Raw genomic sequence first — 12,593 nt, 5'->3', positions numbered from 1 at the left:
CCGCACTTTTCAGATAAAAAAGAGGCAAAAATGAATACGCAACGCGATGTAATTATTGTTGGCGGCGGAATGGTTGGCGCAGCTTGTGCCGTAGGCTTAGGGCAATTAGGGCTAAACGTGCAAGTGATTGAAAGCGCGCCATTACCCACCTTTCAGGAAAATTCCCCTTATGATTTACGCATTTCCGCCATTAGTCTTGCTTCTGTACAATTACTGCAACAATTACAAAGTTGGCAATACATCGAAAAAATGCGTATTTGCCCCTATCGCGCCTTAGAAACTTGGGAAATTGATGGCTTTTCTACTTACTTTCATTGCGAAGAATTAGATCATTCCGAACTAGGTTATATGGTGGAAAACAACGTGATCCAACTTGGCTTATGGCAAGCCTTTGCACAGCTTGAAAACGTGCAAAGTAGCTTGCAGACGAAAGTGGAACGTGCTGAAAAGTGCGGTGAAAATTGGCAGATTTTTTTAACCAATGGTGAACAATATTCCGCCCCCTTAGTGATTGCCGCAGACGGGGCAAATTCGCAACTGCGCCAAATAGCCGGTATTGGCGTAACAGGCTGGCAATATCGCCAAGATTGTTTATTAATTTTGGTGGACACGGAATTGCCACAGCAAGACATCACTTGGCAGCAATTTTTCCCCTCAGGCCCAAGAGCTTTTTTACCCCTTGAAGGGCAACAGGCTTGCCTCGTGTGGTATGACAGCCCAGAAAAAATCACTCAACTGAAACAGTTATCTAAAGAAAAATTAGCCCACGCCATTGAGCAATCCTTTCCCGCAAGATTAGGCCGCGTTAAGGTGCAACAAGCAGGCAGTTTTGCGCTCACTCGCCGCCACGCTCAACAATATTATCATCAAGGCATTGTGCTGGTGGGCGATGCTGCTCACACCATTAATCCATTGGCTGGGCAAGGTGTAAACTTAGGTTTTAAAGATGTAAAAGCACTATTGCAAGTGATCGAAAGTGCGGTGCAAAATCAACAAGATTTTGCTTCTGATGACGTGCTAAAAAAATACCAAGCCTTACGTCAAAAAGATAATTTACTGATGCAGTCGGCAATGGATTTATTCTATAAAGGATTTAAAACACAATTATTGCCACTTAAGATTGCTCGTAATGCCGCATTAGTCCTTGCACAAAAAAGCAACCTACTGAAAAAGCAAGCACTAAAATATGCATTAGGAATATCATTTTATTAAGTCTATCAAAGAAGGAATATATTGTATGTGCGGTCTCGTATAAAAATATATTGCAATATAATAAACACTCCCATAAAATTTCTATATTTAGTTTATTAAACATACTGATGCTGGAGTTATATTATGTCCTTGAAATCTGAGCACAAGGAAAAGCATATCCAAGACTATGAAGAAAATCTTTCTGATACACGCTTTTGGAAAAAATTAAAAAATAATACACAAAGAGTTGGAAAGAAAGCGATTGAATATGCACTTAAAATGTACTATTCTGCAAGGGATCCTGAAACGCCTACTTGGGCGAAAGGTGTTGTATATAGTGCGTTAGGCTACTTTGTTTTCCCTATTGATACGATTCCAGATTTTATTCCGCTGATTGGTTATACAGATGATGTTAGTGTAATCGCTATTGCCTTAGCTACTATTGCACGCCATATTAAAGATAGACATAGTGAGCAAGCCAAAAATAAAGTCAACGCCTGGTTTAAATCTTAAACCAAGCAAGACTTTTCTTAACAAGCATTATTAGCTGATAACTTTACGAGTGTCTCCCCCTACAAAATAGGCAATCCCTTTGCTCTAATTCTACTCTCTTAATCTCATTATTTAGTACAGAGTTATTTAGGCAGGGAGATAAGTATTGTCTTTGCAGCCAAAGAACACTCTTTTAAAAATGAAGTAGGATATATAAAGCATATACAAGGTATCACTTATCAAACTAATAAGAGACCTAGCATAGTCACAGATAATACATCATAGTAAAGCAAGCAATAAACGCATTAATCGGTTTGCTCGTTTATGAATAACGAATGCGTTAATAGCAAAGAGCTGCACTGAAAAATACCGCACAGCTCTTTCATTTCATTTAATTGCCAATCACTTCCAAGCCGCCCATATATGGACGTAACACCTCTGGCACAGTGATGCTGCCGTCTGCGTTTTGGTAGTTTTCAAGCACGGCAACAAGGGTGCGGCCAACGGCTAAACCTGAGCCATTTAGGGTGTGAACAAGGCGTGGTTTTTTCTCCCCTTTCACACGATAACGAGCCTGCATTCGGCGTGCTTGGAAATCCCACATATTTGAGCAAGAAGAAATTTCGCGATAAGTATTTTGTGCTGGCACCCAAACTTCTAAATCGTAAGTTTTGGTTGAGCCAAAGCTCATATCGCCCGTACATAGCAACACTTTACGATAAGGCAGATTTAACAACTGCAACACTTTTTCCGCGTGGCCAGTAAGTTCTTCCAACGCTTCCATTGATTTTTCTGGCTCTACGATTTGTACCATTTCTACTTTGTCGAATTGGTGCATACGGATCAAACCACGGGTATCACGTCCATAAGATCCCGCTTCTGAACGAAAACAAGGGGTATGTGCGGTCATTTTAATTGGCAGTTCCGCTTGGTCTAAAATTTCATCACGCACAAGGTTGGTAACTGGCACTTCCGCCGTTGGGATTAAGGCGTAAGGTTGCTCCCCTTCTAGCGGTTTGGTGTGAAATAAATCTTCACCAAATTTTGGCAGTTGTCCTGTGCCATAAAGGGTGGCGTGATTAACTAAATAAGGTACATAGGTTTCGCTATAACCGTGTTGTTCGGTATGTAAATCCAGCATAAATTGCGCTAGCGCACGGTGCATTTTGGCAATTTGTCCTTTCATTACCACAAAACGCGCACCGCTTAATTTTACCCCTGCGGCAAAGTCTAACCCTTGCCAATGCTCACCTAAGGTAACGTGATCTTTCACTTCAAAATCAAAGGTTCTTGGCTCACCCCAACGAGAAATTTCCACATTGTCGTTTTCATCGTTGCCTAGTGGCACTTCATCTGCGGGAATATTGGGAATGCTAAGGGCAATTTCTTGCAGATCCGCTTGCACATCATCAAGTTGGCTTTTTGCCATACTTAATTCAATACCCATATTATCCACTTCGGCCAATAATGGCTCAATGTCTTCGCCGCGTGCTTTTGCCGCGCCAATGGCTTTTGAGCGCGCATTACGCTCTGCTTGTAAGGTTTCGGTTTTAACTTGCAGGGCTTTGCGTTGTTCTTCTAATTCTGTGATTCGCGCCACGTCTAGCTCAAAGCCACGTCTTACTTTTAATTTTTCCACCACTTCCGCAAGATTATTGCGTAATAAATTTGCATCGATCATTTTGTTACCTTTAGAAAATAAATATGCTCAAAAAACTGTTCCATTTTAGATCGGATAAAAAAAATAAACTAGGGTCTGTTGATCATTCATTTCGCATTTGAGTGTTCAACCGCGCCAAAACTACTTACCAGATTTATAACGGATAGTTGTGCTTTGTTGGTCAAGTTGGCGAAGTTTTTCTAATTTTTCGCGAATTTGAATTTCCATTCCCCGAGCGACAGGGAAATAATATTGGGTATCTTTCAGCGGTTCGGGGAAATAATTTTCCCCTGCGGCGTAAGCATTTTCTTCATTGTGTGCATAACGATATTCTGCGCCATAGCCGAGTTCTTTCATCAAATGAGTTGGCGCGTTGCGTAAATGCTCTGGCACGTCATAATCAGGGCTTTCTAAGGCTTGCTTTTTCGCGGCTTTGAAAGCTTGATACACCGCATTGCTTTTTGGTGCAACGGCTAAGTAAACAATGGCTTGTGCAATCGCTCGTTCCCCTTCTGCTGCGCCCACGCGTGTGAAGCAATCCCAAGCAGCAATCGCCACCTGCATTGCGCGCGGATCGGCATTGCCCACATCTTCTGATGCTATCGCCAATAAACGGCGCGCTACATAAAGGGGATCGCCACCAGCGGTTAAAATGCGTGCATACCAATACAACGCTGCATCAGGCGCTGAGCCACGCACAGATTTATGCAAGGCAGAAATAAGATCATAGAAGCGATCACCTTGTTTATCAAAACGCGCTTGCCGTTCGCCCAATACTTCCGTTAATAAAGTGCGGTGCAAAAATTTGCCATTTTTTCCTTCTTCCGCCATATCCGCCATTAATTCAAGGCTATTTAATGCGAGGCGCGCATCGCCATTGACATATTCCGCCAGCATTGAGAGCAAATTGTCTTCTACGCTTAAATCAAGGTTGCCTAGCCCTTTTTCTTTATCATTAATAGCACGCTGTAAAACTTGTTCAATTTCTTGCGCGGTTAAGGATTTCAGCACATACACGCGCGCCCGCGAAAGCAAGGCGTTATTCAGTTCAAAGGAGGGATTTTCGGTGGTTGCGCCAATAAAAATCACCGTACCGTCTTCGATATAAGGCAGAAAGGCATCTTGCTGGCTTTTGTTGAAACGATGCACTTCATCCACAAATAAAATGGTTCGCTGCCCTGCAAGCTGATTTTGTTTGGCGCGTTCAATGGCTTCACGAATTTCCTTTACGCCACCTGTTACTGCTGAAATCCGTTCCACTTGTGCATTAATACGTTGTGCAATAATTTCTGCCAAGGTGGTTTTGCCCGTACCGGGTGGTCCCCATAAAATCATTGAGTGAATATGCCCTGCTTCAATGGCTTTGCGTAATGGTTTACCCACGCCAATTAAATGGCTCTGTCCGTAATATTCGTCTAAATGGGTTGGGCGCATTCTCGCCGCTAAAGGGCGGGAATCATTTTCAGCAAAATCAAAAGCAAGATTGGGCATTTTTTCTCTCGTATGTGGATAATTTCAGGAAAAAATAAGGCTAAATTGTAAACCATTTAGCCTTAGGGTCTGTTGATAATTCATTTTACCTTTGAGCTATCAACAGCCCCTTAAAGTGCGGTGATTTTTTATTACTTTTTCTTGCGCTGATCGTCCAGCTCCGCCCCTTTTGGCACGCTGAATTTGAACAAATTATCCGCCAACGGTTGGTTGGTGATATTACGCAATAAGTATAAATTGGTTTGCCCGTCTTTTTCTGTGGTACTGAAATTTTTTAGCACGCCATCAGCATCAATGCGAATATTGAATTGTTTAATATTACTCTTCGCAGATTTTGGTTTAAGGGTAAAGGTATCCACTGATTGCGCTACGGTATATTTTTTCCATTGTGCTTGGTCGTTACTGGTAAGCAACACAAATGGTGTATTATTCACCGCTTCAGATACCCAGCTTGCCGTAACCTGTTGCACAAAAGGATCATAGAACCACAGGGTTTTGCCGTCTGACACAATTTGGCTTTCTTGCGGAGCTTGGTTATCCATTCTGAATAAATTTGGGCGTTTAATGCGAAGTTTGCCTTTGCCTTGTTGAATTTCTTTGCCTTTAGCATCACTCACTTTTTGCACATAATCTGCACTTAGCACGTCTACTTTGTTAAGGCGCGCTTGTAATTCACTCACGGCATCAGCCCAAGCCATTTGGCTTAAGCCTAAACATAAAAGAGCGGTCATTTTTACTACAATTTTTTTCATAAACGTTCCTTAAATCCTAAAATAATGGAAAATCCTTGTGTTAATCAGACAATAAAATTTCCCATTTGTTGCATTTTCCTTGTGCTTAGCCCTGTAATTCGCCGAAAGATTAAACTAATAATCCGAACGGCGGGCTAAAATTTCACGCTTGCCATTTTGTAGTGGTGAAACAATGCCTTGCTCTTCCAGCTGATCCATAATGCGTGCTGCACGGTTAAAGCCGACCCGAAAACGGCGCTGAATTGACGAAGCAGAGGTTGTGCCAGTTTCGATCACGAAATTCATCACTTCATCAAACAGATCATCAAGATCGCCGTCATCACCACTGCGCGCCACCTCTCCTTCTTCTTCATCAGCACTGTCTAGAATACCGTCAATATAATCCGGTTTACCCCTTGCACGCCAGTCATCGGCCACGCGCGCTACTTCGTCATCGCTCATAAATGCGCCGTGAACACGGATTAAATCGGAAGATCCTTGCCCTGAATAAAGCATATCCCCACGGCCTAGCAGGGTTTCTGCACCGCCTTGATCAAGAATGGTGCGTGAATCAATTTTACTCGCCACGGTAAAGGCAATACGGCTTGGAATATTGGCTTTGATCAAGCCAGTAATCACGTCCACAGAAGGGCGTTGAGTTGCCAAAATCAAGTGAATGCCAATAGCTCGGGCTTTTTGAGCAAGACGTGCAATGAGTTCTTCAATTTGCTTGCCTGCTACCATCATTAAATCGGCAAACTCATCAACAATCACGACAATATAACTGAGTTTTTCGAGTGCTGGCGGCATTGCGTCCATCGTGTCGCCTGGGCGCCAAATGGGATTTGGAATTGGCATTCCCATTGCGTTATATTCATCAATTTTTTCGTTATAGCCCTCAATATTACGCACACGCAAGGCGGATAATAATTGGTAGCGGCGCTCCATTTCATCCACACACCAACGTAGTGCATTGGCGGCTTTTTTCATATCAGTTACCACTTCAGTAAGCAAATGAGGAATGTCGTTATAAATGGAAAGTTCGACGACCTTCGGATCGATCATAATAAACTTAACTTCTTCAGGTTTTACTCTGAAAAGCAAGCTTAAAATCATCGTATTCACACCAACAGATTTCCCTGAACCTGTTGAACCAGCCACCAATAAATGGGGCATTTTTGCTAGATCCACAATTACAGGATTACCGCTAATGTCTTTTCCTAGCGCCATTGAAAGCAAGGATTTTGACTCACGGAAAGCAGGGCTGTCTAGCACATCACGCAGTGGTACCATTTGTCGGTGTAAATTTGGTGTTTCAATACCGATATAAGGCTTGCCGGGAATTACTTCTGCCACACGAATTGAGCGGAACATCAAGGCGCGCGCCAAATCCGTATCAATATTGGTGACTTTGGACGCTTTCACACCCGGTTGCAATTCCAATTCATAACGTGTTACCACTGGCCCAACCAACACATCTTTCACACTCGCTTTTACATTGAAGTTGCGTAATTGTTGTTCAATGCGTTGCGAGGTTTCTAAGATTTCCTCGCGCGTGATATTTTGTTCTTCCACTTCACGTTTATCCAATAAATCTAAACTTGGCAATGGCGTGGTGGGTTTTTCCGCTTTTTTCACCTGCTTTTGTAAGGCTGGATGGATTAAGAAATCACCATAAGGCTTGTAAGTTGGCTGGCTTTCAGTCGGCTGACTTGCCGTTGATTGCGTTGGGTTTTGCTCTGCAAAAATATGCGCTAAGGCGTCTTCGGCATTGATTTCCTTTGCACGCTGTTGCATTTCAGCCAAGCGTTGTGCTTCTTGTTCAGCAAATTGACGAGTTAATTCGTCCATTTCATTATCTTGCTCTACCGAGTTTTCTGCTTCAAAATGACGTTCCAGTGAATGTTCAGGAATGGAAACGGTTAATTTGGGTTCTTGTTCCGTTGGAGAAAATTCTGCAGAAAAATACTCCGCACTTGTAAAATCATCTGTTTTATTGCCCAAATGTGATACGGACAATTCCATTGGAATTATACTTGGTTGGCTTTGTTTTGCAATTTCCTGCTCTCCCTGAATCAGGGTTACATTTGGTAAAGCCTGATCTTCTATTACACCATAATCAGAGAATCCTTCCATCTTATTTGGATCAAAAAAGCCATTTTCTGATCCCCCCTTTTCAACTGTAGCACTGTGCGTTACATTGATTGAATGTGTAATAGGAGCATTTAATGGTTGAGCCTGTTCTTCAGCTTGCTTGGTATCATCAGTTAATGCACTCAATCCATTAATATTAATAAAACTTGGCTCTTTAGCATTACTGGCTTTTTGTTCCTCATCTTGTGCATTAGTATGAAATTGAGATTGCTGAATAATAATTTCTTCTAATGGCGATGCAGGCTGATTCAATTCATCTGTCTCATCACAAGGTTGATGATATGTAGAATCTCTTTCATTCATAGTAACCCAATGGTAAAAGTTCATTACCAATAAGATTAAAGCTTTACCAGAACATAGTACAAATCCGATAATCGTAGCTAATAGCGCGGTCAAAATTAAGCCAGTTTTACCCAAAATCGGATAAAGCCACATCACTAAACTACCGCCAAGCACGCCCCCAGCTAAATAAGAAACGGTATCGGATAAAACTAGTGTTGCTAAGCTACAAAGGCCACAACAGAGCAGTACACTTCCTAACCATCGCCATATCAATTTAATCCAGCTAAAATGCTTGAACCCCTTGTTTTTAAGAAAATAAATTGGCAGTCCCAAAAGCGCGAAAGGGACTAAATTCCCAATATGCCCAAATAAGGTAAAAAATAAGCCAATAAGCCAAGCACCTAATGCACCAGCTTTATTGATCGTTTCTGGCTGTGAGGAAGACACCGCCCAGGTATTATCAAAAGGGCTGTAACTTGACCACGCAATAATCAGATAAAATCCGAATAATGAAATGATAACTAAACCAATTTCAGTCAAGTAATCTTGTGGAGTTAATTTTGCAGTTATTTGTTTAATCATCTTGTTTTAGTTGTAAAAAATTGGTTTGTTTAACTTCTTCCATTACCACATAGGTACGCGTATCATTCACACCGGGCAAACGCAATAAGGTTGTGCCAAGCAATTTGCGGTATGCTGCCATATCCGCAACACGGGTTTTGAGTAAATAATCAAAATCACCCGACACTAAATGGCATTCTTGAATTTCATCAAGTTGTTGCACTGCATCATTAAACTCTTCAAATACATCGGGTTTACCTCGCACAAGGGTAATTTCTACAATGACTAACAATGGCGAATCGAGCAATTCAGGATTAAGCAAAGCTCGATACCCCATAATTACCCCTTGTTTCTCCAAACGCTTTACACGTTCCAAGCAAGGCGTAGGCGACAATCCCACTTTTTTTGACAAATCAATATTGGAGATTTTGCCATTACGTTGCAATTCACTAAGAATTTTTATATCGATGGCATCAAGTGCTTTAGATAATTTTTTTTCCATAAAATTTTCCACTCAAAATAAGCAATTATAGTCGCCCAAAACAGAAATAATCGCTAAGTCTACACTAAAAAATAAAATTTTATAATTGAAAATCTCTGTTTTTAAGCGAAACACAAAAGGAAAGAGAAGTAAATTTTCCCTCTCTTTCTTTACTTACCCTATCACTTTTTGATTTACGTTTACCAAATAAATATAAGCTATAGGTTATCTAAAATACTCAACGCATCGGTAAGTTTCCTCACCGTGAAAACTTGCATAGTTTTCATCGCACTTTTTGGCTTATTGGCAAATGGCACAATGGCGCGGGTAAAGCCGTGTTTTGCCGCTTCAGAAATACGTTCTTGCCCACTTGGTACAGGGCGAATTTCCCCTGCTAGCCCCACTTCACCAAATACCACCAAATCTTTTGGCAATGGACGATTGCGGAAACTGGAAATCAACGCCAGTAATAAGGCAAGATCGGCGCTGGTTTCGCTCACTTTCACGCCGCCGACCACATTCACGAAAACATCTTGATCGGACATTTGCAAGCCGCCGTGGCGATGCAATACAGCTAACAATAAAGCAAGACGGTTTTGCTCAAGCCCCACTGCGACACGTCTTGGATTTGCCAACATTGAGTGATCTACCAAGGCTTGAATTTCCACCAATAACGGGCGCGTACCTTCCCATAACACCATTACGGAACTGCCTGCGGTATCTTCTTCGCCACGGCTTAAGAAAATGGCGGAAGGATTTTTCACTTCGCGCAAGCCTTGTTCTGTCATCGCAAACACGCCGAGTTCATTCACAGCGCCAAAACGGTTTTTATGGCTACGTAATGTGCGGAAACGGCTGTCTGCTTCGCCCTCTAATAACAATGAACAGTCAATGGCGTGTTCTAGCACTTTTGGCCCTGCTAGTGTGCCGTCTTTGGTAACGTGTCCCACCATTACGATAGACACTTGGCGGGTTTTCGCATAACGGGTTAAAAAGGCCGCACATTCGCGCACTTGGGAAACACTACCAGGGGAAGACTGAATATCCGCAAGGTGCATCACTTGAATGGAATCCACCACGATGATTTGTGGTTTAAGCTGATCGGCCAGATGACAAATTTGCTCTACAGAGGTTTCTGACAACATATTCAGCCGATCTGTCGGCAGCCCAAGACGATTGGCGCGCATTGCCACCTGTTGCAAGGATTCTTCGCCCGTAACATAAAGTGCGGTCATATTTTGTGCTAAACCACACATCACTTGTAATAATAAGGTACTTTTCCCTGCCCCTGGGTGTCCGCCAATTAAAATGGCACTGCCCGGCACGATCCCCCCGCCTAATACGCGATCAAGCTCATAAAATCCGCTGTGAAAACGAGGAACTTCTTGCAAGCTGATTTCTGCTAAGGTTTGGATTTTTGCCTGCGTTTCCCCTGCATAACCACTGAAGCGATCGGCTCGGCTTGCTTTGGCTGGGGCAAGGCGAATTTCCGTAATGGTGTTCCACGCCTTACAGGCATTACACTGTCCTTGCCAGCGGGCATATTCCGCACCGCAATCGTTACATACAAAGGCGGTTTTTGCTTTAGCCATTGTTCATCTCCAAATTTTCCAAATTTGCTTCTTCATCCACCTCAAAATAAGTGAGCGAAATCAAATTTAACATTCGTTGTAAATAAAATGCCGATTGCAATAAATCAAATAATTGCGCGATCACTTCGGCGTTATTTTTTGTTTCGCTATGCAGTGCAATCAGCTGTTTACATTCTGCCAAACATTGCTGACTACTTTCCACCAAAGCCAGCCAATCTGTTTTAAGCGCTTCGCTTAAACCTTGTTGATTAAAGGCATTTTCCAACAAATTGCCATTTTCCGTATAAAAATGATAAAGATTGAAGAATGCACCGATACGCTCCACCGTGCGTAAAAAATCCTCTGCAAAATAAGCTTGCCCTAAGGCAAAGGTTTCTTCAATTAGACCTTGTTCAAGCTGGAAAAGTGCGGTTAATTTTTGCGAAAAATTGCCCGCACTTTGGGTGAAATCTAAAAAATCACGCCATTTATCTAACCAATTTTGAGCTTTAGGCTGACGATTTTCTGCCAAGGCATAACCTCGTTGTGCTTTGCTAATAGCACTCAATCGCACGCTATTTTCCAATGGCAAAGATCGCACATAATCGAGTAAGTCCGAGACCTTACCTTGCTTTAACTCAAATTCCACTTCGCAAATTTCCGCCTGTTTATCACAAGCCAAAATCTTGCCCTGATCAAGTGCGACCTCAATTTCTACTGTTTCTGGAGAAAACTCAGGGCGAATAAGAAAGATTTCTCGTGCAAAATCAGTAGCAAAAACAGGCTGTAATGAAAGCGATTTCCAACTGGGATCGAGATCATAGTTTTCCACTAATTGTGCCAAATCTGGTGTTTCATTTTGCTGCGACAAATTATATTCAGGGCGAATATGCAACCCACCAATGGCATTTCCTTTGGTTTTTAAGGTTAAAGTAAATTGTTGATTTTCTTTGCGCACACGCAAGCCCATTTGGTGCTGAGCAAAAAATTTATCTGCCGTATCGTAATAAGTATTGCCTAAAAATACCTGCTGATGAAAGTGCGGTGCATTTTTCAGCAAATTTTGCTTGAATGAATTTAAGCCAAATTGTGGAATTAGTAGTTTTAATTCAATTTCTGTACTCATTTTGTCTATTCCTCCCAACCTTAATCAAGTTTTTTCATATTATCTAATAAATTCCTTGTTTTTTCGATGAAATATAGTGTATTTTACGTCCGCATACAGACTAGTATGTGCTCGAATCTATTAACTTATCCCAAGAAGGAGTTATCTTATGGCTGTAAATAATATTTTAGGATTATTTGCCCATTCGCCTTTAAAACCTTTAGCTCGTCATTCCGCTAAGGTTACTGATTGTTGTAAATATCTCATTCCTTTTTTTGAAGCCACTTTCCAAGGTGATTGGAAAAATGCCGAGAAATTACGTAAAAAAATTTCCGATACCGAACGACAAGCGGATAGCTTAAAACGCGAAATTCGTCTAAAGCTACCACGTGGTTTATTTATGCCTATTGAACGAACAGATTTATTGGAACTTGTCACTCAGCAAGATAAATTGGCAAACTATGCTAAAGACATTGCGGGCCGAATGATCGGTCGCCAATGTTCATTTCCACCAGAAATGCAAGATGATTTTATGAAATATGTCGCTCGCAGTATTGATGCAGCCGAGCAAGCCCACCTTGTCATTGATGAAATGGATGGATTACTAGAAACAGGTTTTAAGGGACGTGAAGTACAATTTGTCAGCAGAATGATCCAGACACTTGATGATATCGAAGATGATACAGATCAGATGCAAATTAAATTACGTTTAATTCTACGTTCGATAGAAGATCAGTTTAACCCTATTGATGCAATGTTTTTATACAAAATCCTCGAGTGGATTGGTGTTCTGGCAGATCAGGCACAACGTGTAGGCTCTCGCATTGAATTAATGCTGGCTCGTTCGTAATTGCAATCAACATAGGAAAGATAC

10 protein-coding genes are annotated in these 12,593 nt (G+C 41.8%); 3 read left to right on the top strand and 7 right to left on the bottom strand.

Going from position 1 to position 12,593, the window contains the following annotated elements; all coding sequences use genetic code 11:
• Window positions 1–30 precede the first annotated feature (30 nt).
• Entirely contained in the window at window positions 31–1,212 is a 1,182-nt protein-coding gene (locus tag L5B71_RS00370; RefSeq protein WP_265756310.1) for an FAD-dependent monooxygenase, read from the top strand.
• A 123-nt stretch (window positions 1,213–1,335) separates the two neighbouring features.
• Complete coding sequence (locus tag L5B71_RS00365; RefSeq protein WP_265756309.1) at window positions 1,336–1,704, top strand: YkvA family protein; 369 nt, start codon at window positions 1,336–1,338, stop codon at window positions 1,702–1,704.
• 370 nt (window positions 1,705–2,074) lie between these two features.
• Here the strand turns inward: L5B71_RS00365 and serS are convergent, their stop codons facing one another.
• The 7 genes from serS to L5B71_RS00330 all read right to left on the bottom strand — a co-directional run bounded on the left by serS (window position 2,075) and on the right by L5B71_RS00330 (window position 11,740).
• Window positions 2,075–3,364 carry a serine--tRNA ligase gene (gene serS / locus L5B71_RS00360; protein WP_265756307.1) on the bottom strand — a complete coding sequence of 430 codons (1,290 nt, stop codon included), beginning with the start codon at window positions 3,362–3,364 and terminating at the stop codon, window positions 2,075–2,077.
• Window positions 3,365–3,484: 120 nt separating this feature from the next.
• On the bottom strand, window positions 3,485–4,834 hold the full coding sequence (locus L5B71_RS00355; protein ID WP_265756306.1) for a replication-associated recombination protein A: 1,350 nt from the start codon (window positions 4,832–4,834) through the stop codon (window positions 3,485–3,487).
• Between the two features lie 131 nt (window positions 4,835–4,965).
• Window positions 4,966–5,586, bottom strand: a complete 621-nt coding sequence (lolA, locus tag L5B71_RS00350) for an outer membrane lipoprotein chaperone LolA (RefSeq protein WP_265756305.1) — start codon at window positions 5,584–5,586, stop codon at window positions 4,966–4,968.
• 114 nt (window positions 5,587–5,700) lie between these two features.
• Window positions 5,701–8,583: a DNA translocase FtsK gene (locus tag L5B71_RS00345; RefSeq protein WP_265756304.1), complete on the bottom strand. Its 2,883-nt coding sequence runs from the start codon at window positions 8,581–8,583 to the stop codon at window positions 5,701–5,703.
• A complete protein-coding gene (gene lrp / locus L5B71_RS00340; RefSeq protein ID WP_265756303.1) occupies window positions 8,576–9,064 on the bottom strand; it encodes a leucine-responsive transcriptional regulator Lrp in 489 nt (162 codons plus the stop codon). Before lrp ends, L5B71_RS00345 begins: the two co-directional genes overlap by 8 nt.
• 197 nt (window positions 9,065–9,261) lie before the next feature.
• On the bottom strand, window positions 9,262–10,635 hold the full coding sequence (radA, locus tag L5B71_RS00335) for a DNA repair protein RadA (protein ID WP_265756301.1): 1,374 nt from the start codon (window positions 10,633–10,635) through the stop codon (window positions 9,262–9,264).
• Window positions 10,628–11,740, bottom strand: coding sequence for a CYTH domain-containing protein (locus tag L5B71_RS00330; RefSeq protein ID WP_265756300.1), 1,113 nt, complete (start codon window positions 11,738–11,740; stop codon window positions 10,628–10,630). The genes radA and L5B71_RS00330 overlap by 8 nt, the downstream gene beginning before the upstream one ends.
• A gap of 148 nt (window positions 11,741–11,888) precedes the next feature.
• On the opposite strand from L5B71_RS00330, the gene L5B71_RS00325 reads away from it, so the two are divergent.
• Window positions 11,889–12,569 (top strand): TIGR00153 family protein, encoded by a 681-nt coding sequence (locus L5B71_RS00325; protein WP_265756298.1) that lies wholly within the window; start codon window positions 11,889–11,891, stop codon window positions 12,567–12,569.
• The last annotated feature ends 24 nt before the right edge of the window (window positions 12,570–12,593 follow it).

This window comes from Avibacterium sp. 21-586 (assembly GCF_026226775.1).
GTDB lineage: Bacteria > Pseudomonadota > Gammaproteobacteria > Enterobacterales > Pasteurellaceae > Avibacterium.
Note: the sequence above shows the minus strand (reverse complement) of the source record. Positions and strands in the feature narration are given on the sequence as shown.

Excerpts from the sequence above, each read along its gene's own strand:
- L5B71_RS00325 (WP_265756298.1), top strand. The coding sequence starts at position 11,889 with ATGGCTGTAAATAATATTTTAGGATTATTTGCCCATTCGCCTTTAAAA.
- lolA (WP_265756305.1), bottom strand. The coding sequence starts at position 5,586 with ATGAAAAAAATTGTAGTAAAAATGACCGCTCTTTTATGTTTAGGCTTA.
- L5B71_RS00355 (WP_265756306.1), bottom strand. The coding sequence starts at position 4,834 with ATGCCCAATCTTGCTTTTGATTTTGCTGAAAATGATTCCCGCCCTTTA.
- radA (WP_265756301.1), bottom strand. The coding sequence starts at position 10,635 with ATGGCTAAAGCAAAAACCGCCTTTGTATGTAACGATTGCGGTGCGGAA.
- L5B71_RS00370 (WP_265756310.1), top strand. The coding sequence starts at position 31 with ATGAATACGCAACGCGATGTAATTATTGTTGGCGGCGGAATGGTTGGC.
- L5B71_RS00365 (WP_265756309.1), top strand. The coding sequence starts at position 1,336 with ATGTCCTTGAAATCTGAGCACAAGGAAAAGCATATCCAAGACTATGAA.
- L5B71_RS00345 (WP_265756304.1), bottom strand. The coding sequence starts at position 8,583 with ATGATTAAACAAATAACTGCAAAATTAACTCCACAAGATTACTTGACT.
- serS (WP_265756307.1), bottom strand. The coding sequence starts at position 3,364 with ATGATCGATGCAAATTTATTACGCAATAATCTTGCGGAAGTGGTGGAA.
- L5B71_RS00330 (WP_265756300.1), bottom strand. The coding sequence starts at position 11,740 with ATGAGTACAGAAATTGAATTAAAACTACTAATTCCACAATTTGGCTTA.
- lrp (WP_265756303.1), bottom strand. The coding sequence starts at position 9,064 with ATGGAAAAAAAATTATCTAAAGCACTTGATGCCATCGATATAAAAATT.